This is a genomic window from Nocardia sp. NPDC004340, from assembly GCF_053602575.1.
In genome coordinates this window covers 1-23936 of the sequence record NZ_JBSGDW010000016.1, presented here as the reverse complement: position 1 = coordinate 23936, position 23936 = coordinate 1, and the positions used below count along the sequence as shown (strand labels likewise).

Sequence of the window (23936 nt, the reverse complement as noted above, 5' to 3'; positions counted from 1 at the left end):
ACTGGTCACTGTAGGATCGAAACGGTCACGACGTCAATAGGCCGCAGGTGGTCGGAGGAGATCGGTGATGCCGACAGGGACATGGGATCGACTGCCCGCGCCGCGCCGCGCCGCCGTGGTGGCCGCGGCCGAGGCCGAGTTCGCCGCGCGCGGATTCAGCGGCGGCAGCCTGAACACCATCTGCAAGGAGGCCGGCGTCTCCAAGGGCAGCCTGTTCCAGTACTTCACCGACAAGGCCGACATGTACGTCTACCTGGCCGAACTGTCGAGTGAGCGAATCCGCGCGAGCATGGAGGCCACCGCCCGCGAATTGCGCTGGGACACCGACTTCTTCGGCTCCTTCGAAGCCCTGCTCGAGGCCTGGGTCCGCTACTTCTACGACCACCCGTTAGAACGCGCCATGACCGCCGCCGCCAACCTCGAGCCCGATCCGGTGGCCCGCACCGCCGTCCGCGAATCGGTCAACGTCCACTACCTCGCGGTCCTGCGTCCCCTCTTCGAGGCCGGCGTCGCCACCGGAGCCCTGCGCCCGGACACCGACACCCAGGCCCTGCTCGCCCTGCTCCTGCTGCTGTTGCCGCAACTGGCCCTGGCCCCGCACGTCCAGGGTCTCGACCCGCTGCTCGGCCTCGCCGAGGGCGACGCCGACCACGCCGTCGCCACCGCCCTGCGCCTGGTCCACGTCGTGGTAGACCCCTATCGTGGCCAGGGATCGTAGGCTCGCACCGTGCCGACACTGCTGATCATCCACCACACCCCGTCGCCGTTCATGCAGGAGATGTTCGAGGCGGTGCTGGCGGGCGCGACCGACCCGGAAATCGAAGGCGTCGAGGTGATCCGCCGCCCGGCCCTGGGCGTCACCGCCAGCGATGTGCTCGCCGCCGACGGCTACCTGCTCGGTACTCCGGCCAATCTCGGCTACATGAGCGGTGCCCTCAAGCACGCCTTCGACACCTTCTACTACCCGTGCCTGGATTCGACCACGGGTCGGCCGTACGGGCTCTACATCCACGGCAATCAGGGCACCGAGGGCGCGGAACGCAGTGTCGAGAGCGCGACCACCGGGCTGGGGTGGGAGAAAGCGGCCGCGCCGGTGATCATTTCGGGCAAGCCGGAGAAGGCCGATATCGAACGCTGCTGGGAGCTGGGCGCGACCGTCGCGGCCCGATTGATGGAGTGAGTCCCGGGTGCCCCCGAATTCTGGTGTCTGACACATTCGGGGGCGGGCCCGTCATACTCGAGGGGGCGTTCTCCGGGAACGCCCACTGGGAGTGTGGGAAGAGGTGACGGCCGCCGTGGAGGCGCAAGAGTCGGGAACACGCCGTATCGGGCTGGTCGAGGATCATGAATCGGTGGTGCTGGGGTTGTCGGCCATGCTGGCCCCGGAAGCCGATCTGGAATTGGTGATCACCGCGGGAACCGTCGCGGAACTGCTGGCCGCCGGGCCGGAACTGGATCTGGTGGTGCTGGATCTGCGGCTCGCCGACGGCTCCTCGCCCGATGACAATGTGCGCGCGCTGCGCGAGCGGGGGATCGAGGTGCTGGTGTTCACCGGGGCGGACAATCCGTTCCTGGTGCGATCGGCCGCGCGGGCGGGCGTGCTGGGTGTGGTGCGCAAGTCCGAGGACGCGGCGACCGTGGTCGCCGCGGTACGCCGGGCCGCGCACGGTGAGCAGGTGGTCACCACCGACTGGGCCGCCGCCATCGACGGCGACCCGCAATTGCAGGACGTCGGGTTGAGCCCGCGGCAGCAGCAGGTGCTGCAGCTGTACGCCTCGGGGGAGAAGGCGTCGCGGGTGGCCCGCATGACCGGGCTGTCCGAGCAGACCGTCAACGACTATCTGGGCCGCATCCGGCAGAAGTACGCCGACGCCGGACGCCCGGCCCCGACCAAGACCGACCTCTACAAACGAGCCGTCGAGGACGGGTGGCTGCCCGTGCCGGAGCGGAGTCCGCGGGCATGACCGCCACGAGCGCCCTCGACTCGACGGCCGCTCCCCGGTCCATGCCCTCGCTCGCGGCGCTCACCCGGCGGGTGCGTGCCCGCCTGAAGGCGACCGAGGATCCGGCCACCGCCGCCTACGACCGCATCATGCGGCGGCTCGGCATCTCCATCGGCATCGCCGGCGCCATCATCGGCGGCGGCGAACTGCCGGAGGTCGCCGAACAGGGCCGCTACGCCTCGGTGTGGTGGTCGGTGGCGGCGATGACGCTCGTCTTCGGCTGGTATCCGATCATCGGCGTGGTGTCCGCGGTGGCGGGGACCAAGGCCATCAGGTTCGTGTGTGGTTGCGCCGCGGTCAGTTTCCTCGGCGCGCTCGCCACCATCCCGTTGGGTTTCGACCCGCACACCGTGGACGCCACCAATATCTGGCCGTACCGGGTGACCGCGCTGGCGGTGAGCGCGGGCGTGCTGGCCTGGTCGGGCCGAACGACACTGATCTATCTGCTGGCCGCGTCCGCGTCGGCGGCGCTGGCCACCGTGTACACGGTCGGCGAGGTGACGCCGCAGCACATCATCGAGAACTTCCTGCGCTCAGCGGGATTGGCCGCGCTGTTCCTGTGGTGCGGCACCGCCGCCGTCGGGGCCGCCGCCCGCGTCGACCGTGAATCCGCCATCGCCAGCCGCCGCGCCGCCGCCCAGGCCGCCGCGCAGGCGCGCGACCGGGAACGCTCGCGCTTCGCCGCGCTCATCCACGACGCCGTGCTCTCGACGCTGCTGGAGGCCTCGCGGGCCGGCGCCGAATCCGCTGTGGTGCGGCGACAGGCCGAACGCACCCTCGAACAGCTCGACGAATACCGTGGCGCGGAACGCGATCCGGACCTCCTCGACGCCCGTTCCGCGCTGCTGTTCCTGCGCGCCGCAGTGCAGGAGATCAATCCGAGCATCCGTTTCGCCACCCGCACCTGGCCCGGCTTCGACGACCTGCGCATGCCGGTGCACTCGGCCAGCACTATCGCCGCCGCGCTCACCGAGGCCGTCAAGAACAGCCTGCGCCATGCCGCCGTCCCTGGTCGCGAGGTGCGGCGCACGGTGACCGCCACCGTCAGCGCGGGCAGCATCCGGATCGTGTTCGGCGACAATGGGGCCGGATTCGATCTGGCCGCGGTCTCCGCCGATCGGCTCGGCATCTCCATGAGCATCCTGGGCCGCATGCGCCAGCTGGCGGGCGGCTCGGCGTTCGTGGAATCCCAGCCCGGTGAGGGCACCACCGTGACATTGGTGTGGGGTGGCGATGGCTCCCGCTGACGGCATCGATCTGGATCCCCGCTTCGGGCTGCGCGATCTGCTCGGGCTGCGGGGTAGTACCGCGTGGTGGTTCCTGCTCATCCTGGAAGCCGTCATCACGCTGTACATGGCCCGCAATTTCGGGCAGGCCCCGCTGTGGGCGGCGCTGGCCGCGCTGGTCCTGATGCTCAGTGCGGGCGCGCTGGTCACCGCGATCCCGGTCGACCCGCTGCCGATTCCGGTCGCCCTGTACGGGGCCGCGGCGCCGCCGATCGCGACCGCGCTGACCGTCATGACCCCGGTGCGGGATCTGCCGCACGAGTCGGTGTGGTCGGCGTTCGCCTCGTCCTATGTGCTCGGAGTCCTGGTGCTGCGCGGCCGGATTCGCACCGCGTGGGCGGGTGTCATCGCCGTGGCCGCGGTCCTGGTCACCCTCGGCCTGGGCGGTTCGCACCTGGACCCCGGCACCCTGATCGGTTCGATGGTCCCGGTCGGCACCATCACCGCGATCTCGGTCTTCACCGCCGTCATGCGCCCGATGCAGCGCTCCCTGCGCATCCTGCGCGAGGACGCCCTCATGCGCGCCACCGCCGAGGCCACCATGGCCGCCGCCGACAGCGAACGCACCCGCCAGCTGGCCCGTCTGGACCGCGTGGCCCGCCCGATCCTCGAGCGCATCGCCGACGGCGCCCAACTCACGGCCGCCGAACGCGAGGAATGCCGCCTGCTCGAAGCCGAACTTCGTGACGGTCTCCGCGCCCCGCAACTGGTCACCGATGAACTCAGCGGCGCCGCCCGCGGTGCCCGCGGCCGCGGCGTCGAAGTGATCCTCCTCGACGACGGCGGCTTCGCCGGAGTCCCCGAATGGGTCCGCCGCCGCGTCATCGACGCCGCCACCAAGGAATTGGACGCGACCAACGCCGGCCGAGTCACCATCCGAGTCCTCCCCTTGGGCCGCCCGGTCCTGGCCACGGTCCTCGCCACCGCCCCCACCCAGGACCGCCGCACCGAAATCGACCAGGACGGCCGAGTCACCACCATGACCGACTAGTCCGGGCCGCGCCGCCGACTGTCGACATTCCCGGTCAAGGTCGCCAGCAGCCCCGGCAGCTCCGCCACGGTCCGCTCCGGCAACCCGGCTACCGTCTCCTCGGCCAGATCCCGCCACACCCGCTTCACCTCCTGAGCCAGCTCCCGCCCACTCTCGGTGAGCTCGACAACACTGGCCCGCTTGTCATTCGGCGCCGGCGCCCGCCGAACATGTCCGGACGCTTCGAGCTTCTTCGTCATCAACGTGACACTGGGCGGCTCGCACCCGAGCGCTCCGCTCAACTGCGCCTGAATCATCGGCCCACTCCGAGCGAGCTCCAGCAGCAACGCCTCCTGCCCGGTATGCAGCCCCAGCGGAGCCAACAGCGTTGCGGCCCTTGCCCGGTGGCGCAGGGTCAGCAGGCGAATGGCCTGGTTGATGGCATCGGCTTGCTCGAAGTCCACGGGTCTCCTTGACAGGATAGTTATCCACATAACATTATGCGAATAACTAATTCTAACAATCCTGGAGTCGCCATGCTCGTGAAGGTCGCCGTCATCTACTACAGCGCGACAGGAACCGTGCACGCTCTCGCGCAAGCCGTCGCCGCGGGAGCCGCGGCGAGCGGAGCCGAGGTGCGACTGCGCCGCGTCGCCGAACTCGCCCCCGACCGCGCGATCGATCAGAACCCGCTGTGGCGCAAGCACGCCGATGCGACGCGAACGGTCCCGGAGGCCTCGCTCGAGGATCTGGCGTTCCTGGTGGGCCGGGAATGAACGCCCTCGCCGGCACGAGTGCCGAGACTGATAGGGATGGAACGCATTCCGGGCGGACGCGGCTGATCCTGGCGCTGGTCTGCGCGTGTCAGTTCATGGTCATCCTGGACTCGTCCATCGTGAATGTCGCGCTGCCGTCGGTGCAGCGGGACCTGGGCTTCAGTGCCACGGGCGTGGCGTGGGTGGTCAATGGCTATCTGCTCGCCTTCGCCGGGTTCATGCTGCTGGGCGGTCGTGCGGCGGATTTGTTCGGGCAGCGGCGGATGCTGATCATCGGGCTGACGGTGTTCTCCGCGGCGAGTCTGATCGGCGGTCTCGCGGCCACTGCGGAGCTGCTGGTGGCGGCTCGGTTCGCGCAGGGGGTCGGGGCCGCGCTGCTGGCGCCCGCGACGCTGGCGGTGATCAATACCGAATTCAGCGAGACCCGCACGCGGGCACGGGCATTCGGGGCGTGGTCGGCGGCGGGTGGGATCGGTGGAATGGCCGGTGCGCTGGCGGGCGGAGCCATCACCACCGGTCTGTCGTGGCGGTGGGTCTTCCTCATCAATGTGCCGATCGGTGCCGCTTTGATCGGCCTTGCCCTGCTGTCGCTGACCGGTAGGCGTGGCGCGCACCGTGAATCACTGGACCTCGTCGGCGCGGTCACCGGCACCACCGGCCTCGCCGCCCTGATCTTCGGTGTCATGAGCAGCGCCGATCACGGCTGGCTGTCGGGTGTGGTCGCCGGGCCGATCGGCCTGGGTGTGCTGTTGCTGGTCGTCTTCGTCGCGGTGGAGGCGCGGTTCGCCGCCCGGCCGCTGGTGCCGCTGCGGCTGTTCCGGCTTCGGCCGGTGGCCGTCGGCAACACCTTGCTGCTGTTGTTCGGCGCGATCAGCATCGCCATGTGGTACTTCACCTCGCTGCTCCTCCAGAATGTGCTGGGCTACAGTGCATTACGGACCGGGCTCGGGCAGACTCCCGCCGCGGTGACGTTCCTGGTGTTCGCGCGCGTGTCCGCCACCCTGCTCCCGCGAACCGGCGCCCGCCCGCAGATCCTGGCCGGAAGCGCCTGCCTCCTCGCCGGATTCGCCTGGCTGACCCGCGTCGGTGTCGACAGCGGCTATCTCCTCGGCGTCCTCGGCCCGACGTTGCTCATCGCCGTCGGCATCGGCCTGACGTTCCCGACTCTGATGGCCGTGGCCACCTCGGACGCGCCGGACGGTGATGCGGGGATCGTCGGCGGGCTGGCGGGCACCGCCAATCAGGTCGGCGGGTCGGTCGGTTTGGCGGCCTTCGCGACGATCGTGGGCTCAGCCGCGGCGTACGACCGGGTGTTCGTCGTAGCCGCCGGAATCGCGGTGGTGATCGCGGTGATCGCCGCCGCACTCATGACAGCAACTGAATCGGAAAGGGTTTCCTGAATGTCCCCGCGAACGGTGGAGCTGACCATCGTGTCGAGCCCCGACACGCTGGCGACCCTCCAGGCCGGCGGCAAATACGTGCAGTTCACCCCGGTGACGCTGGGCGGCAGACAGGCCGTCGAGTACCGCGCGGCCCAGGACACCCACCATCTGGGCTGTTATGTCACCACCTTCACCGGCGACGGCAGCGTCGCCTTCGTCGCCAAGACCCTGCGGGTGCAGCAGGACGGCTTCGACTCGTGCGCCGACGCGCGCACGTTCGGCACGGCGCTGGCGAGCCAGTTGCCCTGATCGGATCAGGACTCGTCCCAGCGGCCGCCCTTCCTCATCTGATCGCGGAGGGCGGATTGGACGGTGGAGGACAGCCAGGAGTTGAGGGATACGCCGCTCTGGGCGGCGGCTTCCTCGGCCCGGGATTTGATCTGTTCGACCAGGCGGAGGGTGACGCGGCTGATGTCGCCGGTGACCTCCTCGAAGGTGGGGTGCTCGTCGGTGGCTGCGGTCTTGCGCACATCGACGTGGGCGTCGGTACCGTCGACGGAGACGTGGACGGTCCGATCGGGGAGGGTGGCGCTCACCTCGGCGGCCAGCTCCGAGAGAGCGGACAGCAGGATCAGGCGGGCGGAGTTCTCGGTGGCGGCGGCCAGGGCGGCTGCGGTGGCCTGGGTTTTCTCGTCGCCGAGGGCCGCGGCGGCGACGAGATTCTCGCGGAGTTGGGCGGTGTACTTGTTCAGATCCATGACACCAGTGTGACGTCATGGATGGTGTCATTCAAGGAAACTTCTGACGCCAGAAACGGGCGCTCGAGTCGAATCGCCAACCTGCCGGGCGCGGTTCGGGTATAACGATGCAAAACCCGTTCCAGCGACGCTGTAGCCTTCTGACTATGACGAACGGTGAATCGACGCGAACCGAGCTGCGCGCGTCCGGCACAGTAGGTGTCGCGATGGTGACCCCCTTTACCGCCGAAGGCAAGCTCGACGTCGATGCCGGTGTCGCGCTGGCCGCCCGTCTGATCGACGGCGGCGTCGATCTGCTCGCGATCTCCGGAACCACCGGCGAGTCGCCCACCACCACCGAGTCCGAGAAGTTCGATCTGCTGCGCGCCGTCGTGGACGCCGTCGGTGATCGCGCCACCGTCATCGCGGGCGCCGGCACCTACGACACCGCGCACAGCATCGAGCTCGCCCGCAACGCTCAGCGTGCGGGCGCTCACGGTTTGCTGGTCGTCACCCCGTACTACTCGCGTCCCAGCCAGGACGGGCTGTTCGCGCACTTCTCCGCCGTCGCGGACGCGACCGATCTGCCGGTCACGCTCTACGACATTCCGCCGCGCTCGGTGGTCCCCATCGCGACCGACACCATTCGCCGTCTCGCCGAGCACCCGAACATCGTCGCCGTCAAGGACGCCAAGGGCGACCTGGGCGCGGGCGCGGAGCTGATCGCCGAGACCGGGCTGGCCTTCTACTCCGGCGACGACGTGCTCAACCTGCCGTGGCTCTCGATCGGCGCGACCGGATTCATCAGTGTCATCGGTCATCTCGTGCCGGACCGCCTGCGCGCCCTGATCGACGCCTACCAGGCCGGGGACATCGTCCGGGCCCGCGAGATCAATGTCAGCATGGCCCCGCTGAACCGCGCCATGTCGCGCCTCGGCGGTGTCGCCATGACGAAGGGCGCGCTGCGCCTGCTCGGAATCGAGACCGGAGAACCACGCTTGCCACAACTCATGCCGAACGGCGATCAGCTCGACGAGCTCGCCGTGGACCTTCGTGCCGCGGGGGTGATTGCGTGACCAGCCCCGCTCGCCGCCCCCGTCGTAGTGCCAGCCGCGCCGCCGGCGCCCCGGCCCCCGCTCCCGCTGAGAAGCCGGCCGCCGCTGAGAAGCCCGCTGCCGTAGAGAAGCCCGCTGCCGCGCCCGAAACCGTGAGTTCGGCTGCCGCGCAGCCGGAACCGGCGCAGGCCGCCCCGGCTCGCGCGGCAGCCGAGCCCGCCCGCGAGCGCCCGGCCCGCGGCCGTTCCTCGGACCGCGCCAAGGCCGCCCAGTCCAGACCGGCCGATGAGGCCCCCCGTTCCCGTCAGGACGATTCCCGCAACCGTGGCGACCGCAACCGCCGCGGCGGCGGTGGCCGTTCCCGGCAGGGTGGCCGCGATCAGGCTCCGGCCCCGCGCGATCCGCACGCCATGGGCACCCCGCCGAAGGCCCCCAAGGGCGGCCTGCGGGTGTTCGCGCTCGGCGGCATCGGCGAGATCGGCCGCAACATGACCGTTTTCGAGTACGACGGCAAGCTGCTGATCGTCGACTGCGGTGTGTTGTTCCCCGAGGACCAGCAGCCCGGCGTCGACCTGATCCTGCCCGACTTCGGTCCCATCGAGGACCGCATGGACGACATCGCCGCGGTGATCCTGACCCACGGTCACGAGGACCACATCGGCGCGGTGCCGTTCCTGCTGCGCTTGCGCCGCGATATCCCGGTGATCGGCGCGAAGTTCACCCTCGCGCTGGTGGCGGCCAAGTGCCGCGAACATCGCTTGCAGCCCAACCTGATCGAGGTCACCGAGGGCGAGCGCACCCAGCACGACGCGTTCGACTGCGAGTACTTCGCGGTCAACCACTCGATCCCGGACGCCATCGCGGTCGCGATCCGCACCCCCGCGGGCATCGCGCTGCACACCGGCGACATCAAGCTGGATCAGCTGCCGCTCGACGGCCGCCTCACCGACCTGGCTGGTTTCTCCCGTCTGGGCGACGAGGGCGTGGACCTGTTCCTGGTCGACTCCACCAATGCCGAGGTGCCGGGCTTCGTGACGCCCGAGCGCGAGATCGGCCCGGTGCTCGACAGCGTGATCGGCAAGGCCAAGGGCCGGGTCATCGTGGCCTCCTTCGCTTCTCACGTGCACCGCATCCAGCAGGTGGTGGACGTGGCGCAGCGCTACGACCGCCGGGTCTGCTTCGTGGGCCGGTCCATGGTCCGCAATATGCAGATCGCGCAGGATCTGGGCTACCTGGAGATCCCGGACAACCTGGTGGTGGATCTGGATCAGGCCGCCAACCTGCCGGTGCACAAGCTGGTGCTGATCTCGACCGGTTCGCAGGGTGAGCCGCTGTCGGCGCTGTCGCGCATGGCGCGCGGCGACCACCGTCAGATCAACATCCGCCCCGACGATCTGGTGGTGCTGGCCTCCTCGCTGATCCCGGGCAACGAGAACGCGGTGTTCACGGTGGTGAACGGCCTGGCCCGCCTGGGCGCGACGGTCGTCACCCAGCAGAACGCGAAAGTCCATGTCTCCGGCCATGCTTCGGCGGGCGAGCTGCTGTACCTGTACAACGCGGTCCGTCCGACCAACGCCATGCCCGTGCACGGCGAGTGGCGGCACCTGCGCGCCAACGGCGCCCTCGCGGTGGCGACCGGCGTCCCCGAGGAGCGGGTCATCCTGGCCGAGAACGGCGTCGTGGTCGACCTGGTCGACGGCATCGCCACCATCTCCGGTCGCGTCCCGGTCGGCCAGGTCTACGTCGACGGCCTCTCGGTCGGCGATGTCGGCGAGTCCACCCTCTCGGACCGCCTGGTCCTGGGTGAGGGCGGCTTCATCTCCATCAATGTCGCCGTCGACTCCGCCACCGGCAAGGCCGTCAGCACCCCCGAGGTCAGCGGCCGCGGCTTCTCCGACGACCCCGAGGCCCTCTCCGGCGCTCAGGAACTCGTCGAGAGCGAACTGCACCGCCTGGCCGTCGAGGGTGTCACCGACACCCACCGCATCGCCCAGTCCGTCCGCCGCGTCGTCGGCCGCTGGGTCGCCGAGAAGTACCGCCGCCGCCCCATGATCGTCCCCACGGTCATCGGCGTCTAGGCCGGAACCGCAAGGGCCGCAACGCGACAGCGCCCCGGAGCCGTGAGGCTGCGGGGCGCTGTTCTGTGCGCGCTACTTGTCCTGGCAGGCTGCGGAATCGAGCTTGGCGGCCTTGACGATGCTGCAGGCGTAGTTGTGGTCGATCTTCCAGTCGGTGCCGTCGGCGACGAAGGAGACGGTCGCGTTCTGGACCGGCTTGCCGTCGATGGTCACGTCGGCGTCGGCCTTGAGCTTACCCTCGGCGGGGTCGCCCACGTTGGTGATCTTGATCTTGACGTTGTTGGCCTTGGCGGCATCGACCAGCTTCTGGGCGAGCTGCGGGTCCAGCCCGGCGTTCTCGATCCAGTCGGTCTTGGTCTTGGAGTCGATCGACGGGTCGAACGCCTTGGTGACCTTGTCGTTCAGGTCCGCGACCGAGGGCTTGGGCAGGTCGGCGACCGTGGTGGGGGCCGGGGCCGCGCCGGTGACCTTGGCGTCGCCGCCGTCGGTGCTGCCGTCGAACTTGCCGGCGGGGGCGGCCGAGGTGGTGGCGGCGGCCTTGGTGGTGTCATCGGACTTGCTGCAGGCCACCAGGCCGAAGGCCGAGGTGGCCAGCATCAGCGCGGCGGTCGCGCGGAAAACGGTGTGCTTCAACGAAATTCTCCCCGTGATTTCAGAGCTGGTAACCGGTGGTGCAGTTCCAGTGAATGATGGTGGCGCCGGCGGAGTTCCGGTTGAGCGCCTGGTTCTTGGCGGCGATCCGCGAGGACGCGGCGCCGAAGGTGTAGTAGCCGTCGCGCGAGGAGTAGGCGACCGCACCGCAGCCGTTCGAGAAGCGCGCGACGATCTTGCAGTCGTTGTAGGTGCACGAGCTCATGGCGGCGTTCTGCGCGGCAGGGCTGTCGGAATAGTCGTAGGAGTAGCCGATACGACCGGTCGACACCGACAGCGCGATGGCGCCGTAGTTGTAGTCCTGGTAGGCATTGGCCGGAGCAGCCGTCCCAGCGAGCAGGGAACCGGCGGCCGCGACCATCACGGCTGCGCCGCTGACGATCTTCTTCAAGGTGTTGCCCTTCTTGTGCTTTCGGGTCCACGACCCTATGGACCGAGGGATCAAGTTACCGATCCGGAAGTGTTGACGCCAACCGGCATCTGTGGTTTGTGCGGCGGCAGTGCGTTGCGGGCCGCCTCCGGCTGTGTTGTGACATCCGGTGCCAGATCATGATCAGCGGCGGTCCTTATGGGAGACCGTGTGGTTTCCTTAACGCCCCGGTGCGAAGCCGGACAACCCGGACTAAGGTCCCCCTTATGAATATGGCCCAACGTGAGCGCCAGGCCCTGGTTCAGGCGATGGCCGAAGCCGGCCCCGACGCGCCGACCCTGTGCGGGGAGTGGACGGCCCGGGATCTGGCCGCGCACTTGGTCGTTCGCGAGCGTCGCCCGGACGCCGCCCCCGGCATCCTGCTCAAGCCGTTCGCCCCGTATCTGGACAGCGTGCAGCGCAAGGTCACGGAGCGCCCGTTCGCGCAGCTGCTCGACGAGGTGCGCTCCGGCCCGCCGTTCTACCTGCGCCCGGTCGACGCCCTGATGAACACCACCGAGATGTTCGTCCACCACGAGGATGTCCGCCGCGCCGCCCCCGGCTGGGAGCCCCGCGCCCTGTCCGCCGCCGACGAGGACCGGCTGTGGAAGGTGCTGACGGGCTTGGCCCGCATGGCCTATCGCAAGTCGCCGATCACCATCGCGCTGGCCACGCCGGACGGCCGCCGCACGGTGGCGCGGCAGGCCGGGGATCGCACGGTCGTGCTGGCCGGTCCGCCCTCGGAGCTGCTGCTGCACGCTTTCGGCCGCAACGCGGTCCGTCTGGAGGCGACCGGCGCGCCGGAGGATGTCGAGTTGGTGCACGCGCTCGATCGCAGCGTCTGATCTGCCCGGAGGGGTGCGCGGCAACCCTGCTGACCCGGTCGTTTCCGGCCTGATCGCGGCGTCGACGGCGGTTTTTCGTTGTGATCGCCACAGTTTCTGATTCGGGTGGGCCGGGTGTTGCGGATGGTCCGGGTGGTGCTGTTGCGGCTAGCCTGGGACGCATGGCAGGTAAGGCCCGCACCGGAACGTCACGTACGCGAGCGGGGGCCACGCGGGGGCAGACTCCCGCGCAGTCCCGCGCGCGCACCCAACGCACCCCGGCCAAGGGCCGCGGCACGGCGGCGCGCAAGGCTCCGGCCCGGCGGCCGGCGCCTCGGCGGGCGCAGTCCAATACGGCCCCGCTCGCGGTCGTCCGGCGTGGTGTGACCAGCGGCTGGAACATGATGGCGCGGGGCCTGGGCGCGACGACGCGGGCGGTCAGCCGGGCGGGGGAGATCGAGCACGGCCACCGGCGTGACGGGATCGCACTCGGCCTGGTGGCTTTCGCCTTCCTGATCGTGGCGGCGGTGTGGTTGTCGGCGGGCGGCCCGGTCGGGCACTGGGTCGATGCCGCGGTGCGGGCGGTGTCCGGATCGGCTTCTGCGGCACTGCCGTTCGTGCTGGTGGCGATCGCGGTGATTCTGATGCGCACCGAGCCGCAGCCGGAGATCCGGCCGCGGCTGGTGCTGGGCGGCCTGATGGCGGGTCTGCCGATCCTGGGCTTGTGGCATCTGGCCGCGGGTTCCCCGTCGGACGCGCACGGTCGCGCGCACGCCGCCGGTTTCGTCGGTTACGTGGTGGGCGGCCCGCTCTCGGAGGGCCTGTCCGCGTTCCTGGCGGTCCCGCTGCTCATGTTGGCCATCGGTTTCGGCCTGCTGCTGTTGACCGGCACCCAGGTCCGGGATGTGCCCGAACGCCTGCGGGAGATCTTCGGCACCAGCGCGGGCGGCGACGAATACGACCGCTACTCCGACGACCCCTACGATCCGTCCAACTACGACGCGGATGGTTTCCCGCTGCACGCTCCCGAGGTGCGCAAGCGTCGCGGCCGCACCCCGTCGGAGAACTATCCGGCCGACGAGTTCGGCGGTTCGGACGCGGTCACCGAGATCCTCGGCGAGCCGCCGTTGCAGGACGCGAAGGAGATCGTCCAGCCGGAGGAGAAGCCCAAGCCCGCCCCGGCGAAGGCCAAGCCCCCCAAACCCGCTCCCGCGGTGGTCGACCAGACCCCGCCTCCGCCGGAGCAGTTGGAGTTCGTCACCGACCGCGAGGTGGACGGCGATTACACGCTGCCGTCGCTGAACCTGCTGACCGACGGCGATCCGCCGAAGCAGCGCAGCGCGGCAAACGAATCCATGATCGAGGCCATCACCGAGGTGCTGGTCCAGTTCAAGATCGACGCCGCGGTCACCGGTTTCGTGCGCGGCCCGACGGTCACCCGCTACGAGGTGGAGCTGGGCCCGGGCGTGAAGGTCGAGAAGATCACCGCGCTGGCCCGCAACCTGGCCTACGCGGTGGCCACCGAGAACGTGCGCCTGCTGGCCCCGATCCCGGGCAAGTCGGCCGTCGGTATCGAGGTCCCCAACGCCGACCGCGAATTGGTGCGCCTGGCCGATGTATTGAAGGCTTCCAGCACCCGCAACGACCATCACCCGCTGGTGATCGGCTTGGGCAAGAACATCGAAGGCGAGTTCGTCACCGCGAATCTGGCCAAGATGCCGCACTTGCTGGTAGCCGGTTCCACCGGTTCCGGTAAGTCCAGTTTCGTCAACTCGATGCTGGTCTCGCTGCTGTGCCGCGCCACCCCCGAGGAGGTGCGCATGATCCTCATCGACCCGAAGATGGTGGAACTGACGCCCTACGAGGGCATTCCGCACCTGATCACCCCCATCATCACCCAGCCCAAGAAGGCCGCCGCCGCGCTGGCCTGGCTGGTGGAGGAGATGGAGCAGCGTTATCAGGACATGCAGGCCAGCAAGGTCCGCCACGTCGACGACTTCAACCGCAAGGTGAAGTCGGGTCAGATCACCACTCCGCTGGGCAGCGAAAGGGTGTATCGCCCTTACCCGTACATCCTGGCCATCGTCGACGAGCTCGCCGACCTGATGATGACCGCGCCCCGCGATGTCGAGGACGCCATCGTCCGCATCACCCAGAAGGCCCGTGCCGCGGGCATTCACCTGGTGCTGGCGACCCAGCGGCCGTCGGTGGACGTGGTGACCGGTCTGATCAAGACGAACGTCCCCTCCCGCCTTGCCTTCGCCACGTCCTCGCTGACCGACTCCCGGGTCATCCTCGATCAGCCCGGCGCGGAGAAGCTGATCGGTATGGGTGACGGCCTGTTCCTGCCCATGGGCGCGAGCAAACCGACCCGTCTCCAGGGCGCTTTCATCTCCGACGAGGAGATCGCCGGCGTCGTCGATTTCGCCAAGACCCAGGCAGAGCCCGACTACCAGGAGGGCGTCACCGCAGCCAAGGCGGGCGAGAAGAAGGACGTCGACCCCGATATCGGCGACGACCTCGACCTCCTCCTGCAAGCCATCGAACTGGTGGTCACCTCCCAGTTCGGCTCGACCTCCATGCTCCAGCGCAAGCTCCGCGTCGGCTTCGCCAAGGCGGGCCGCCTCATGGACCTGATGGAAACCAGGGGAGTGGTCGGCCCGTCGGAAGGCTCCAAGGCTCGTGACGTCCTCATCAAGCCGGACGAACTCGACGGCCTGCTCTGGTCGATTCGAGGCGGCGGCGACGAACCGCCCACGGATGGCGCTGAGCCCGAGTAGTTTTGAGCGGTCCGCTCCATATTGAAGCTCCTCCGCGGTGCCCCTAATCTGAATCCTGTGGCACGCGGGGGAGTTTCATGGCGCCGGAGCTGGAATCGGCGGTGGCGCAGGCCGGAACCGCGTTGGATCGCCGGGTTGGGCGTCGGTGTCGCGACCGTCCTGCTGCTGGCGGTGCTGGCCCGCGGAATGCCGGACTACTGGCGCAATTTCGAGTTGAACACCGCGGCCGACCTGATCGGCGCGGTGTTCACCATCTTCCTGCTCACCCCGATCATTCAGCGGGTCGGCGAATCCCGGGTGCGTGAGCATCGCGAGCTCGACTATCGGCGCTTCCTGGACCGCGCCCACCGCAGTGTGAATGCCATCCGGATCGTCGACACCTTCTCGAACATGCTGGTCGAGCCGCATTCCGATCGATTCGGGCAGATCACCCGGGATGCGTTGGCCCGGGGAGTGTCGGTGCGGGTGCTGCTGATCAACCCATCCACGCTCGCGGCCGAGCAGCGCGACCGGGAACTCGGTGCGGCCGAGGACCTGCAGCGGCAGCTGGCGCTGAATCTGATTTCCCTGCGGGCCCTGCAACGCGATATCGGCGAGCTCGAACGCGCGCACCCGGGCCACGGTCCCGGCGCGGATTTCCAGGTCCGGCTCTACTCGTCGGGTCCCGACGTCACCATGTATCGCTCCGACGACAGGTGCCTCATCTCGTTCTATACGATCGACGGCCTCTCCGGTGATTCGCGCCAGCTCGAGGTGTCGGTGCATTCGCCGCTCGGCAAATTCGTCAACGATCGATTCCACGCGGTCTGGAGCCGGTCCGTTCCGCTGGAGTACCTGATCGACGTGACCCTGTCCGACGGCACCGGTGACCGGCGCAGGTCGCTGGTGAAATCGATTGTGGTGGACGATATTCGGTATCTGCAGGGTGCTCGCACGGACAGTTTCCTGAGCCGGGTGGGGACCGATCCGATCCGGGCGCGGCTCGACGACGGCACCGATCATGAGCTGTTCCGGGTGGTGGACGCGGCGCTGATCGCTCGGCTCACCGCGGTGGCGGGCCGGATCTTCCGCGACTCGTCCGATGGCGATTTCCTCTGTATGCGGCCGGCGGCATTGCCCGGGCAACCTCCCCGCGCCGACGAGGCGGCCGAGGATCGCTAGGATCGTTGCTCGGTCGCTCGACGTCCGTCGGGCCGTGCTGGAGGCATCGGATGTCGCTGGGCACCACGGGGTATGGGTTTCGCGCGATCGGCGCTCGGGAGTTGCCGATGATTGCGGCCCGCGCCGGGCTCGACGCCGAGCAGGCGCGGGAGCTGGCCGCGGTGGCCGAGGTGCTGCCGTTCCGGACGAACCGCTATGTCCTGGACGAACTCATCGACTGGACACGCGCGCCCGACGACCCGATCTTCCGGCTGACCATGCCGCATCCGGGGATGCTCGCCGATGACGACCGAGCGGAGATCGCGACCCTGCTCGCGCACGACGCCTCCGCCGCCGACCTCCGCCACACCGCCGCCCGCATCCGTAAGGCCATGAACCCGCATCCGGAGGGCCAGCGCACCCTCAATCGACCCGCAGCAGAGGGGGAGTCCTTCGATGGGTTGCAGCACAAATACCGCAACACGGTGCTGTACTTCCCGCGCAACGGTCAAACCTGTCACGCCTACTGCGCGTACTGCTTCCGCTGGGCGCAGTTCGTCGGCGAGCCGGACCTGCGCATGGCCGCCGCGGGTCCCGAGGTGCTGATCCGCTACCTGGACCGCCATCCCGAGGTCAGCGATGTCCTGGTCACCGGCGGCGACCCGATGATCATGAGCGCGGACGTACTATCCCGGCACCTCGAGCCGCTGCTGGACCCGCGCCTGGAACAGATCACCTCGATCCGCATCGGCACCAAAGCCCTGGCCTTCTGGCCACACCGCTTCGTCACCGACCCCGACGCCGATCAACTCCTGAAGCTCCTGACCCGAATCACCGAGTCCGGACGCCACCTGGCGATCATGGCCCACGTCTCGCACTCCCGCGAACTGGACACCGACGTGGTCCGCCACGCGATCCGCCGATTACAGGCCACCGGCGCCGTGATCCGCTGCCAATCCCCGATCGTCCGCACCGTCAACGACACCGCCGACGACTGGATCACCCTGTGGCGCAACGAGGTCCGACTGGGCATGATCCCGTACTACATGTTCGTAGAACGCGACACCGGCCCCCGCGACCACTTCGCGGTCCCCCTGTCCGCCGCAACCGCCATCTTCACCGCCGCCTACCGCGCAGTCCCCGGCCTGGCCCGCACAGTCCGCGGCCCAGTCATGTCGGCCACCCCAGGCAAAGTCGTCATCGACGGCATCACCACGATCGCCGACCGCCAAGTCTTCGCCCTACGCCTCCTCCAAGCCCGCGACGAATCGCTCGTTGGCACACCGTTCTTCGCGAACCACAGCGCCACGGCCCGCTGGCTCGACGACCTCACCCCCGCCTTCGCCCCCCGATTCCCCTACGAGCAACCGTGAATATCGAACCTCCCCGCCGCAACGGCCCCGATAAACGCATCCCACTGCCCCGCAGTGAAAACATGCGCCGCCCCACCAGGATCCTTGGAATCACGAACCCCGATCCGGCCGCCAGCCAGGAACGCGGCCTCGACGCACTCCTTGCCGCCGCCACTCTTGCTGCTCTTGAACCAGAGTGCTTCGCGTAGTTCGTCGTTCACTGAAACTCCCTTGCTGCTTCGCGCACCAGTTGCCTGCTGCTCGTTTCGTCCAGCGCTACCCGCTGGAGAGTCTTGAAGGCGAATGCGTAGCTGTCGACGATGTCCGACTTCTCCGTGTACATGTCGGTCGAGAACCCCTCTCCGTACACCGTCGGCGGCTCGGCCGGGTCGCCGCGGTTGTCGAGCTGCGCCTCGAGGATCACGAATGGGCCGGTCTGACGCCCAGTCGGCATTCCGGCTGAGAACGGGAGGACCCGGAGCGAAACATTCGGCCGGGTGCCGGCTGTGGCGAGGTACTCGAGCTGGTTGGCCATAACTTTCGGCCCTCCGATGACTCTGCGCAACACAGTTTCGCCGAGGATGACGGTGAACTGAACCGGGTTGACGTCGCGGGTGATCGCGCGTTGCCGCCGGGCCTTCAACTCGAGTCTGCCCGCGAGCTTGTCCTCATCGTCGTCGGGGTAGGCGTCGCTGGTCAGGACCCGCGCGTAGGGGCGCGTCTGGAGCAGGCCCGGTACCAGATCCGGCTGGAACGACGTCAGGATCCGGGCGTTGTACTCCATGTCGACGTACAGCCGAAAGTCTTCGGGGATAACCGAACCGAACTCGTGGTACCAGCTCTTGACGGCCGCCTGCTGAGCCATGGCCCGCAGGGTGATCGCCCACTGGTCATCGACCTCGTACAGACTGATCAGCTTGTCCAGATCGTGAATCCGGATCTTGGCTGTCTCCCCGACCTCGATCCGCTGGAGCGTGCTGGTGCCCCACTCCATCACCTTCGCAGCCTGACTCAGCGTCAGCTTCGCCGCGTCCCGCGCTTCGCGCAGGTACCGCCCCAACTGGCGGCGCGTGAGGGTACTCGTGTTCTCGGCCATGGGTTTTCCCGTTCTGATGCCGTCGCAGTTTCCAGAGTTCACGGGCCTCGATTTCAGGATCGGGAAAATCGTCCCACCGACTTCGGGAACGGCGCTGGGGAAACGGGAAACTCGATCTGGTTTTTCAGTTTTCAGTTTTCACCCCACCGGAACGCGCGTGAACTGGGTGGACCACGACCAGCAGCCGAGAGGACGTCAGATGGCCACCCACCCCACCGAACTCTGGGTCCACGACAGCTGCGCCGACCCTCGCATCTGGCCGATCACCCGCCAACGCGCCGAAGGGATTCTGACAATCCACGCCACCTGCGACCCGCCATGCCCGCGCGCGGAAAGCGCCCGCAGCTATCTCGAAGGAGGCCAGGCCCAATGCCCGCGCACGTGACAGGCGAGACCCCACTCGACCGTCAGCTCTGGCTGTACCGGGAACTCTACGGCCTCCCCTGCCGAATCTCCGGCTCCCGAATCACCCTGTCCACCACCGACGTCACCGCGATCAGCGCCCCACCCGCCCTAGCCGCCGCGATCGACGACGAACTGTTCTGGACCAAACAGACCACCCCCATCCTCGACGAGCACCCCGCCACCGGCCCCCTGATCCTCCTGGCCGCCCCCACCCAACTCGACATCACCCTCCCCACCAACGATTTCCGCACCCGCGCCCACTGCGAATTCCTCCCGCCAGGCAGGCACCTCACCCTCCCCGCCCCACGCGGTCCCGGCCACCCCTCATCGACCTGGTTCAGATACCCCCAATGGGAGACCCTCCAGCCCCTCGCCACAGTCCTCCGAGCCCTCCGAATCGCCCTCCGCGAAACTCCCCGCACCTACCCGTCCTGAACTCGGGAGGACCCGTGCTCATCGAAATCGCGACCACCGCAGTCGTATTCATCTTCTTCACCGGCTACGTCGCCCGCTCGATCGGCAGTAGCCTCTCTCGCCGGCGCCTTTCGAACCCCCACTCGGTTGCCGCAATCCGAGCTCGCCTCGAGGGCGAGAAGCGTATCGTCGCCGCCTCGAAACGTGAAGCAGTTCGCCTTTCGACCGAACTAGCGTCTGCCGGCCGCGACGCGAACGAGCGCTTCACCTTGGCGCAGGTCTAAAGCACTCCGGTAGTGCTTGCCAGTTCCAGGCGAACGAATCAGGCCCGGAGTACAGCTCGATACGTGACCGATTGCGCTACGTGTCAGCCGCAGCCTTCTCCACGGTGAAGTCACGTACCAGCAGGAAAAACGGTATGGCTGTGGCGATTCCGACCGTGAAGGTCAGCACGAACGAGGCGGCCCACCACCGCGTGATGCCGAGTCGCCGAGCCTCGGCGAAGGCCCAGAGGTGGAAGCCCAGGACGACGAAGATGAGGTCGATCATCGCGAATCGGCCGGGGACGGTCTTGTAGATGTCGCCGACGAAGAAGTCGAGCGCCGACTTCGGTCCGTTGCGCCGCACGTAGGGCAGGGCGATCGAGTTCTGCGTGATGAACGCGGCGATGAGCGTGGCGATCAGGGTGGGTCGACGCCACGATTGGTCTGCGACGTTGCAGGACATGGCCACTCCTTCGATATGTGTATACCGCTCGGTGTATGTAACTGAGAGTAACAGTATTAGAAGGGTTGTGGAGCCGGTAGATGCGGTTGCCGCGTCGGCTCAGTCCTGGGTGCCTGTTGGCGTGATCGCGGCATTGACGATTATCTCGAGCTTGGCGCCGATGCGGTCGAGCGCCCTCGTGCTGCGCTCGGCGCGGCACATGGCGACGCTTCCTTCGATGGCGGCGATGATCAGCGTGGCGGTGTGCTCGGCATCGTCCGGATCGGCTCCATGCTCGCGCAGCGCCGCCGACAGCAGGTCGGTCCATTGGGTGAAGGCGGCGGCTGCTGCCGCGTGGGGTGCTCGCTCTGCCTCGGGAAGGTCTTCGACCGAGACGGCCAGGACCGGGCACCCGGCCTGGAAGTCGGTGTCCACCACTATCTTTCGCCACATGCCGAGGAATGCGTGCAACGCCTCGATCGGGCCGTTCTCGAGTTCGCGAACCAACACCGCCGCGGTGAGGTCACCCGCGAACGTGACGGCCTCGGTCGCCAGCTGCGTCTTACCGCCGGGGAAGTAGTGGTACGTCGACCCCAATGGCGCGTGAGCATGCTTGGCCAGCTCCCGAACGCTGGTGGCGTTGAGGCCGCGTCGCCGGATCATGTCGGCCGCGCCGCTCACCAGCTTCTGGCGCGAGTCCTGCGATTCCGCCACCATTACCTCCTTGTCTATAACAGTCGTCATATAGTAGCGTCCGTTGATTATAACGAGCGTTATAACTCGGTCTTCCGCGATCTGAAGGAGCATCCCGATGCCGATGATTCACCTGACCGTGCCCGCCGGAGTCCTGACCGGACAGGCCCGCGCCGAGCTGCTGAAGTCGCTGCCGAAGTCCCTGCTGAAGTGGGAATGCGCACCCGACACCGCCTTCTTCCGAGCGCAGGCGTGGGGCCGCGTCGAGGAGGTCACCGACGGCGGATTCGCCGCGCTGGAAGACGACCTCCCGAGATTCCGGGTGGATGTGACCGTTCCCGAGGGCGGGCTGTCGGACCGCCGCAAGGCCGGCCTCGTCGCCGAAGTCACCGAGCAAATACTCGCGACTGCCGGTCTCGCCGAAGGTGATTCCTGGCGAGTGTGGGTCCTGATCCGCGAACAGCCGGAAGGCACCTGGGGAGCCGCCGGCAACATCGTGAAGTTCAAGGAGCTAGCCGCTCTCGCGCAGGCGCAGCGCGAGAATGCGTGAGCTGCAGCCTATTCGGCGCGGCCGTCAAGGGCCGCAGCCCGGCGCGAGCGAAGTCTCCCTGAGGCTTTCGCCACCCTCGGAACGCCTAATTCGGGGCGTCGATCGCGCGCGTCAGACGTTGCGCCGCTTCACTGTCGTCGTGAACGGACAAGGCCTGGTTGACGATCAGCCAATCCGGGATATCGTCGCCGAGCGAGTACTTCCGAAAACAGTTGTAGATCGCGTAGTAGGCGAACTCGACCGGGTCGGGAAAGGCGAGATCGTCGTCTTGCAGCGCTGCAATGGGTTCGAGGTATCGCCCGCCGGCATCCGCGAGGTCCGCACCGGCCCGAGCGGAGCGCAGGGCTTCCCCCGGAAGCTCGATATCCACCTGGTGCCGCATCCCGACAACCGAGTCCCGGTAGCGAAGCGAGGCGGGTTTCCCACGGACGTAACCGATCCAGGTCGGCAGGGCATCCTCGCACAGCGACAGATGAACCTGCCGTCGGCGATCAGCCCCCAGTTGCGTGAAGAGTTCTTTCGGAGTCATGTGGGATTCAGAGCTCTCCGGTCGGCAGCTGCCCGAGCCTGCCCTAGATGTGTTGGTCTTGCTCACGAGTCGTGGCCAACGCTATCGCTCGGTCGAATGTCTCGGTGAGCGTTGCACGCCGCTGGGTTTTGAACTCGTCGTCGGGCCCGAGTTCATCGATATTCTCGTCCCACACCCGCAGATACCGTTCGCGCCACTCGCCGAGCACCGCCACCGAGGGAAAGCTCGCACCGACTCGGGCGGGTTCGACAATCTGGATCAGAATCTCCAGCCAGGCGGGAACCATGTCCCCACCCCACTCATCGGGTTCCAATGCCGTGTCGTCCGAGGTGTCCTGGAATTGCTCGGCGATGTTGCCGATGATGTGGTCGGTCAGTTCCCCGAGCCCGTCCGCAGCGGTGTCGCTGTCGAAGTTACCCGGACCCCAGACACCCATAACAACCTCTCCGGCCGAACGCTTTTGGCGCGCCCAGCCTATCAACACACTGGGTGCCCCAAAGTGCGGCGCGGTGGGCGGCGAGCCGGGCTGCGGGCCAGAAGCGTCGGCTTCTGCCGATGAGGTCCCGCTATGGCCAGAAGCCGTCGAGCGGACCAGCCAAGCCCGCCGCAAGTACTACGAGGTCGTACGCAAAGACAGCGGCCTCGCCATCCGCGGTTCTTCGCAAAGCTATGAATGGCAACTGGCCAGGTTCATCCAGATCGCCCGCGAGCCAGATGATGTCGAGCGACACGCGCCTGTCCCACCGCCTGCGCCCAACCCCGAACTGCCGCCCCCAGCGCCCGCACCTGCGCCGTCGTAAGGGATAGGTGCCGGTGGGCGTCGGTTCATCAACCGCATATCCCGATCGGCCCCATGCACGGCGTCGCCTGCTGGGAGCCGGTCACCAAGAGGATCCACGACAGTAGGTCGTGGAGCGCCCCTCCCGCATTCACGCCGCCGGATCCCGACTCCGCTGATCCGGAACCGACGAAACCTGTCTGGGCAGTTGCGGGAGTGGCGCCGGCGGTGAGGGCCGCGGCGGCGACCGCTCCGATCATTGCAAGTCGGGCGGTGCGACGCATGGGGAACCTCCGGGTGTATGAACTCGCGACGAGACCCACAGCCCACGCCTCCTTCCGTCTTATTGGGCTCGAAAAGTAACTAAATGCCTACGTCTCGCGTAGACCCCAAACCCGGTGGCAACAGCGGCCGGGGCGGCAGAAGTGAATTAGCTGTGATGGAGTTGAGCGCGTGGCGAAGAACAACGTCGGCCCCGTCGACTACCCGGCCGAACTTCAGTTGACCGTGAACGGGGAACTTGTCACTGACACCGGCGAACTCACTGAGCGCCAATATCTTTGGCTGTTCGCCCAGCGCCCCGCAATGTACATCGGCAAGACTTCGCTGCGCGGCGTAACCAGCTTCCTCGACGGCTATCACTACGCTGCCAGCAGATACGGCGGAGCAGGCCTGAGCGGCTTCAGCGAATGGCTGATGAGCAACCACGCTGTCGGGGCGAACCTCGCGTGGTGGGCTCAAATCGAGCAGATCGCCCTCCCGGACCGTGACTTCCTCACCGACCTGACGCCCGAACAAGAAACGTGCGTCCTCGAGGTCCTGTTCGAGCTACTCGACCGCTTCCTCATCGACCGCGACAACGAAACATCGAGCATTCAATTCAGCCGCATACCGCGCTGACCGAGCCGGTCAGCGCGGAGCCCGGCGGCCGGAACCTGGTGTGGTGCAGAACGTCCGCTACTGCCGATTGCCGCGTCCTCTACGGCTGCTGGCCGCACCGTAGCTTCGAAAGTTATGCCCGGCGCTCACCGCGACAGCGGTAACCACCGTTGCGCCGATCAGACCTGACGGCCCATGCCAGTGCAGCGCAGAGGCCGCCGAACATGATGCCTCCAGCCAGCAAGATTCCCACCCCGACAATGGCGGTAGCGAGCGCAGGAGTGCCGAAGCCGAAGTACACGGCGAACGGACTCGACAGCATTGCGCCGATGAAGCCCCCGATCAAGGCCACGACGAGAACGGGTCGGTCTTTCATGAATCCGACTTTAGCTTCGAGCAGTCATTCACTCCGTCCAAGACACCCAGCATCACAGACATCCGCTT

General features: G+C 67.8%; 30 protein-coding genes. 19 read left to right on the top strand and 11 right to left on the bottom strand.

Translation table 11 applies throughout. From position 1 onward, the window contains the following. The first annotated feature begins 67 nt into the window (after positions 1-67). From ACWEOI_RS33595 to ACWEOI_RS33575, 5 genes are all read left to right on the top strand, one after another. Positions 68-718 carry a TetR/AcrR family transcriptional regulator gene (locus tag ACWEOI_RS33595; protein ID WP_452362188.1) on the top strand — a complete coding sequence of 217 codons (651 nt, stop codon included), beginning with the start codon at positions 68-70 and terminating at the stop codon, positions 716-718. Positions 719-727: 9 nt separating this feature from the next. Then, a complete protein-coding gene (locus tag ACWEOI_RS33590) occupies positions 728-1180 on the top strand; it encodes a flavodoxin family protein (protein ID WP_404204896.1) in 453 nt (150 codons plus the stop codon). A 103-nt stretch (positions 1181-1283) separates the two neighbouring features. Beyond that, positions 1284-1964: a response regulator transcription factor gene (locus ACWEOI_RS33585; protein WP_357099984.1), complete on the top strand. Its 681-nt coding sequence runs from the start codon at positions 1284-1286 to the stop codon at positions 1962-1964. Next, positions 1961-3250, top strand: a complete 1290-nt coding sequence (locus ACWEOI_RS33580) for a sensor histidine kinase (RefSeq protein ID WP_452362187.1) — start codon at positions 1961-1963, stop codon at positions 3248-3250. Before ACWEOI_RS33585 ends, ACWEOI_RS33580 begins: the two co-directional genes overlap by 4 nt. Beyond that, a complete protein-coding gene (locus tag ACWEOI_RS33575; RefSeq protein ID WP_433672256.1) occupies positions 3237-4280 on the top strand; it encodes a hypothetical protein in 1044 nt (347 codons plus the stop codon). Before ACWEOI_RS33580 ends, ACWEOI_RS33575 begins: the two co-directional genes overlap by 14 nt. Here ACWEOI_RS33575 and ACWEOI_RS33570 read toward each other — a convergent pair. Beyond that, positions 4277-4723: a MarR family winged helix-turn-helix transcriptional regulator gene (locus ACWEOI_RS33570; RefSeq protein ID WP_452362186.1), complete on the bottom strand. Its 447-nt coding sequence runs from the start codon at positions 4721-4723 to the stop codon at positions 4277-4279. The two genes, ACWEOI_RS33575 and ACWEOI_RS33570, sit on opposite strands and share 4 nt — an antisense overlap. A 72-nt stretch (positions 4724-4795) precedes the next feature. Here ACWEOI_RS33570 and ACWEOI_RS33565 point away from each other — a divergent pair, with 72 nt between their 5' ends. Genes ACWEOI_RS33565 through ACWEOI_RS33555 form a run of 3 tightly spaced genes read left to right on the top strand, consistent with a single transcriptional unit; the run spans position 4796 to position 6726 of the window. Further along, positions 4796-5035, top strand: a complete 240-nt coding sequence (locus ACWEOI_RS33565) for a flavodoxin domain-containing protein (RefSeq protein ID WP_433672258.1) — start codon at positions 4796-4798, stop codon at positions 5033-5035. Then, positions 5032-6435 carry an MFS transporter gene (locus tag ACWEOI_RS33560; protein ID WP_452362185.1) on the top strand — a complete coding sequence of 468 codons (1404 nt, stop codon included), beginning with the start codon at positions 5032-5034 and terminating at the stop codon, positions 6433-6435. The genes ACWEOI_RS33565 and ACWEOI_RS33560 overlap by 4 nt, the downstream gene beginning before the upstream one ends. After that, complete coding sequence (locus ACWEOI_RS33555; protein WP_452362184.1) at positions 6436-6726, top strand: hypothetical protein; 291 nt, start codon at positions 6436-6438, stop codon at positions 6724-6726. A gap of 5 nt (positions 6727-6731) precedes the next feature. On the opposite strand, the gene ACWEOI_RS33550 is transcribed toward ACWEOI_RS33555, so the two are convergent. After that, the gene (locus tag ACWEOI_RS33550) at positions 6732-7175 is read right to left on the bottom strand and encodes a hypothetical protein (protein ID WP_433672261.1); all 444 of its coding nucleotides are present in this window, start codon (positions 7173-7175) and stop codon (positions 6732-6734) included. 146 nt (positions 7176-7321) lie between these two features. Between ACWEOI_RS33550 and dapA the strand changes: the two genes are divergently transcribed. Then, positions 7322-8230, top strand: coding sequence for a 4-hydroxy-tetrahydrodipicolinate synthase (gene dapA / locus ACWEOI_RS33545; RefSeq protein ID WP_433672262.1), 909 nt, complete (start codon positions 7322-7324; stop codon positions 8228-8230). After that, positions 8227-10287 carry a ribonuclease J gene (locus ACWEOI_RS33540; protein WP_452362183.1) on the top strand — a complete coding sequence of 687 codons (2061 nt, stop codon included), beginning with the start codon at positions 8227-8229 and terminating at the stop codon, positions 10285-10287. Before dapA ends, ACWEOI_RS33540 begins: the two co-directional genes overlap by 4 nt. Positions 10288-10359: 72 nt before the next feature. Here the strand turns inward: ACWEOI_RS33540 and ACWEOI_RS33535 are convergent, their stop codons facing one another. After that, a complete protein-coding gene (locus ACWEOI_RS33535) occupies positions 10360-10920 on the bottom strand; it encodes a hypothetical protein (RefSeq protein ID WP_357097261.1) in 561 nt (186 codons plus the stop codon). Between the two features lie 19 nt (positions 10921-10939). Further along, positions 10940-11329 carry a DUF4189 domain-containing protein gene (locus tag ACWEOI_RS33530; protein WP_357097259.1) on the bottom strand — a complete coding sequence of 130 codons (390 nt, stop codon included), beginning with the start codon at positions 11327-11329 and terminating at the stop codon, positions 10940-10942. A 245-nt stretch (positions 11330-11574) separates the two neighbouring features. On the opposite strand from ACWEOI_RS33530, the gene ACWEOI_RS33525 reads away from it, so the two are divergent. From ACWEOI_RS33525 to ACWEOI_RS33510, 4 genes are all read left to right on the top strand, one after another. After that, the gene (locus ACWEOI_RS33525) at positions 11575-12192 is read left to right on the top strand and encodes a TIGR03085 family metal-binding protein (RefSeq protein ID WP_452362182.1); all 618 of its coding nucleotides are present in this window, start codon (positions 11575-11577) and stop codon (positions 12190-12192) included. A gap of 161 nt (positions 12193-12353) precedes the next feature. Then, complete coding sequence (locus ACWEOI_RS33520; protein WP_452362181.1) at positions 12354-14951, top strand: DNA translocase FtsK 4TM domain-containing protein; 2598 nt, start codon at positions 12354-12356, stop codon at positions 14949-14951. Between the two features lie 57 nt (positions 14952-15008). Then, a complete protein-coding gene (locus ACWEOI_RS33515) occupies positions 15009-16112 on the top strand; it encodes a DUF5919 domain-containing protein (protein ID WP_452362180.1) in 1104 nt (367 codons plus the stop codon). Positions 16113-16219: 107 nt separating this feature from the next. Then, on the top strand, positions 16220-17464 hold the full coding sequence (locus ACWEOI_RS33510; RefSeq protein ID WP_452362179.1) for a KamA family radical SAM protein: 1245 nt from the start codon (positions 16220-16222) through the stop codon (positions 17462-17464). Here ACWEOI_RS33510 and ACWEOI_RS33505 read toward each other — a convergent pair. Both ACWEOI_RS33505 and ACWEOI_RS33500 read right to left on the bottom strand, forming a co-directional pair. Continuing rightward, on the bottom strand, positions 17449-17664 hold the full coding sequence (locus tag ACWEOI_RS33505) for a DUF397 domain-containing protein (protein ID WP_452362178.1): 216 nt from the start codon (positions 17662-17664) through the stop codon (positions 17449-17451). The genes ACWEOI_RS33510 and ACWEOI_RS33505 overlap by 16 nt on opposite strands. Continuing rightward, positions 17661-18539 carry a helix-turn-helix domain-containing protein gene (locus ACWEOI_RS33500; RefSeq protein WP_452362177.1) on the bottom strand — a complete coding sequence of 293 codons (879 nt, stop codon included), beginning with the start codon at positions 18537-18539 and terminating at the stop codon, positions 17661-17663. The genes ACWEOI_RS33505 and ACWEOI_RS33500 overlap by 4 nt, the downstream gene beginning before the upstream one ends. Here ACWEOI_RS33500 and ACWEOI_RS33495 point away from each other — a divergent pair. The 3 genes from ACWEOI_RS33495 to ACWEOI_RS33485 are packed head-to-tail and all read left to right on the top strand — an operon-like array spanning position 18526 to position 19642. Then, complete coding sequence (locus ACWEOI_RS33495) at positions 18526-18924, top strand: hypothetical protein (RefSeq protein ID WP_452362176.1); 399 nt, start codon at positions 18526-18528, stop codon at positions 18922-18924. The genes ACWEOI_RS33500 and ACWEOI_RS33495 overlap by 14 nt on opposite strands. Further along, positions 18909-19379 carry a hypothetical protein gene (locus ACWEOI_RS33490; protein WP_452362175.1) on the top strand — a complete coding sequence of 157 codons (471 nt, stop codon included), beginning with the start codon at positions 18909-18911 and terminating at the stop codon, positions 19377-19379. The genes ACWEOI_RS33495 and ACWEOI_RS33490 overlap by 16 nt, the downstream gene beginning before the upstream one ends. Positions 19380-19393: 14 nt before the next feature. Further along, entirely contained in the window at positions 19394-19642 is a 249-nt protein-coding gene (locus ACWEOI_RS33485; protein ID WP_452362174.1) for a hypothetical protein, read from the top strand. A 76-nt stretch (positions 19643-19718) separates the two neighbouring features. On the opposite strand, the gene ACWEOI_RS33480 is transcribed toward ACWEOI_RS33485, so the two are convergent. Together ACWEOI_RS33480 and ACWEOI_RS33475 are read right to left on the bottom strand one after the other, a co-directional pair. Beyond that, positions 19719-20084 carry a DUF2834 domain-containing protein gene (locus tag ACWEOI_RS33480; protein ID WP_433672273.1) on the bottom strand — a complete coding sequence of 122 codons (366 nt, stop codon included), beginning with the start codon at positions 20082-20084 and terminating at the stop codon, positions 19719-19721. A gap of 99 nt (positions 20085-20183) precedes the next feature. Further along, on the bottom strand, positions 20184-20780 hold the full coding sequence (locus ACWEOI_RS33475) for a TetR/AcrR family transcriptional regulator (protein ID WP_452362173.1): 597 nt from the start codon (positions 20778-20780) through the stop codon (positions 20184-20186). A gap of 94 nt (positions 20781-20874) precedes the next feature. Between ACWEOI_RS33475 and ACWEOI_RS33470 the strand changes: the two genes are divergently transcribed. After that, complete coding sequence (locus ACWEOI_RS33470) at positions 20875-21306, top strand: tautomerase family protein (protein WP_452362172.1); 432 nt, start codon at positions 20875-20877, stop codon at positions 21304-21306. Positions 21307-21391: 85 nt separating this feature from the next. On the opposite strand, the gene ACWEOI_RS33465 is transcribed toward ACWEOI_RS33470, so the two are convergent. Together ACWEOI_RS33465 and ACWEOI_RS33460 are read right to left on the bottom strand one after the other, a co-directional pair. After that, on the bottom strand, positions 21392-21835 hold the full coding sequence (locus ACWEOI_RS33465) for a hypothetical protein (RefSeq protein ID WP_452362171.1): 444 nt from the start codon (positions 21833-21835) through the stop codon (positions 21392-21394). Between the two features lie 43 nt (positions 21836-21878). Then, complete coding sequence (locus ACWEOI_RS33460) at positions 21879-22319, bottom strand: DUF4259 domain-containing protein (RefSeq protein ID WP_452362170.1); 441 nt, start codon at positions 22317-22319, stop codon at positions 21879-21881. A gap of 747 nt (positions 22320-23066) precedes the next feature. Between ACWEOI_RS33460 and ACWEOI_RS33455 the strand changes: the two genes are divergently transcribed. Then, positions 23067-23513, top strand: a complete 447-nt coding sequence (locus ACWEOI_RS33455; protein ID WP_452362169.1) for a hypothetical protein — start codon at positions 23067-23069, stop codon at positions 23511-23513. A 112-nt stretch (positions 23514-23625) separates the two neighbouring features. On the opposite strand, the gene ACWEOI_RS33450 is transcribed toward ACWEOI_RS33455, so the two are convergent. Next, entirely contained in the window at positions 23626-23868 is a 243-nt protein-coding gene (locus ACWEOI_RS33450) for a hypothetical protein (protein WP_379277485.1), read from the bottom strand. Between the last annotated feature and the right edge of the window lie 68 nt (positions 23869-23936).

Excerpts from the sequence above, each read along its gene's own strand:
- ACWEOI_RS33595 (WP_452362188.1), top strand. The coding sequence starts at position 68 with ATGCCGACAGGGACATGGGATCGACTGCCCGCGCCGCGCCGCGCCGCC.
- ACWEOI_RS33580 (WP_452362187.1), top strand. The coding sequence starts at position 1,961 with ATGACCGCCACGAGCGCCCTCGACTCGACGGCCGCTCCCCGGTCCATG.
- ACWEOI_RS33575 (WP_433672256.1), top strand. The coding sequence starts at position 3,237 with ATGGCTCCCGCTGACGGCATCGATCTGGATCCCCGCTTCGGGCTGCGC.
- ACWEOI_RS33565 (WP_433672258.1), top strand. The coding sequence starts at position 4,796 with ATGCTCGTGAAGGTCGCCGTCATCTACTACAGCGCGACAGGAACCGTG.
- ACWEOI_RS33560 (WP_452362185.1), top strand. The coding sequence starts at position 5,032 with ATGAACGCCCTCGCCGGCACGAGTGCCGAGACTGATAGGGATGGAACG.
- ACWEOI_RS33555 (WP_452362184.1), top strand. The coding sequence starts at position 6,436 with ATGTCCCCGCGAACGGTGGAGCTGACCATCGTGTCGAGCCCCGACACG.
- ACWEOI_RS33550 (WP_433672261.1), bottom strand. The coding sequence starts at position 7,175 with ATGGATCTGAACAAGTACACCGCCCAACTCCGCGAGAATCTCGTCGCC.
- dapA (WP_433672262.1), top strand. The coding sequence starts at position 7,322 with ATGACGAACGGTGAATCGACGCGAACCGAGCTGCGCGCGTCCGGCACA.
- ACWEOI_RS33525 (WP_452362182.1), top strand. The coding sequence starts at position 11,575 with ATGAATATGGCCCAACGTGAGCGCCAGGCCCTGGTTCAGGCGATGGCC.
- ACWEOI_RS33520 (WP_452362181.1), top strand. The coding sequence starts at position 12,354 with ATGGCAGGTAAGGCCCGCACCGGAACGTCACGTACGCGAGCGGGGGCC.
- ACWEOI_RS33510 (WP_452362179.1), top strand. The coding sequence starts at position 16,220 with ATGATTGCGGCCCGCGCCGGGCTCGACGCCGAGCAGGCGCGGGAGCTG.
- ACWEOI_RS33500 (WP_452362177.1), bottom strand. The coding sequence starts at position 18,539 with ATGGCCGAGAACACGAGTACCCTCACGCGCCGCCAGTTGGGGCGGTAC.
- ACWEOI_RS33490 (WP_452362175.1), top strand. The coding sequence starts at position 18,909 with ATGCCCGCGCACGTGACAGGCGAGACCCCACTCGACCGTCAGCTCTGG.
- ACWEOI_RS33480 (WP_433672273.1), bottom strand. The coding sequence starts at position 20,084 with ATGTCCTGCAACGTCGCAGACCAATCGTGGCGTCGACCCACCCTGATC.
- ACWEOI_RS33475 (WP_452362173.1), bottom strand. The coding sequence starts at position 20,780 with ATGGTGGCGGAATCGCAGGACTCGCGCCAGAAGCTGGTGAGCGGCGCG.
- ACWEOI_RS33470 (WP_452362172.1), top strand. The coding sequence starts at position 20,875 with ATGCCGATGATTCACCTGACCGTGCCCGCCGGAGTCCTGACCGGACAG.
- ACWEOI_RS33465 (WP_452362171.1), bottom strand. The coding sequence starts at position 21,835 with ATGACTCCGAAAGAACTCTTCACGCAACTGGGGGCTGATCGCCGACGG.
- ACWEOI_RS33450 (WP_379277485.1), bottom strand. The coding sequence starts at position 23,868 with ATGAAAGACCGACCCGTTCTCGTCGTGGCCTTGATCGGGGGCTTCATC.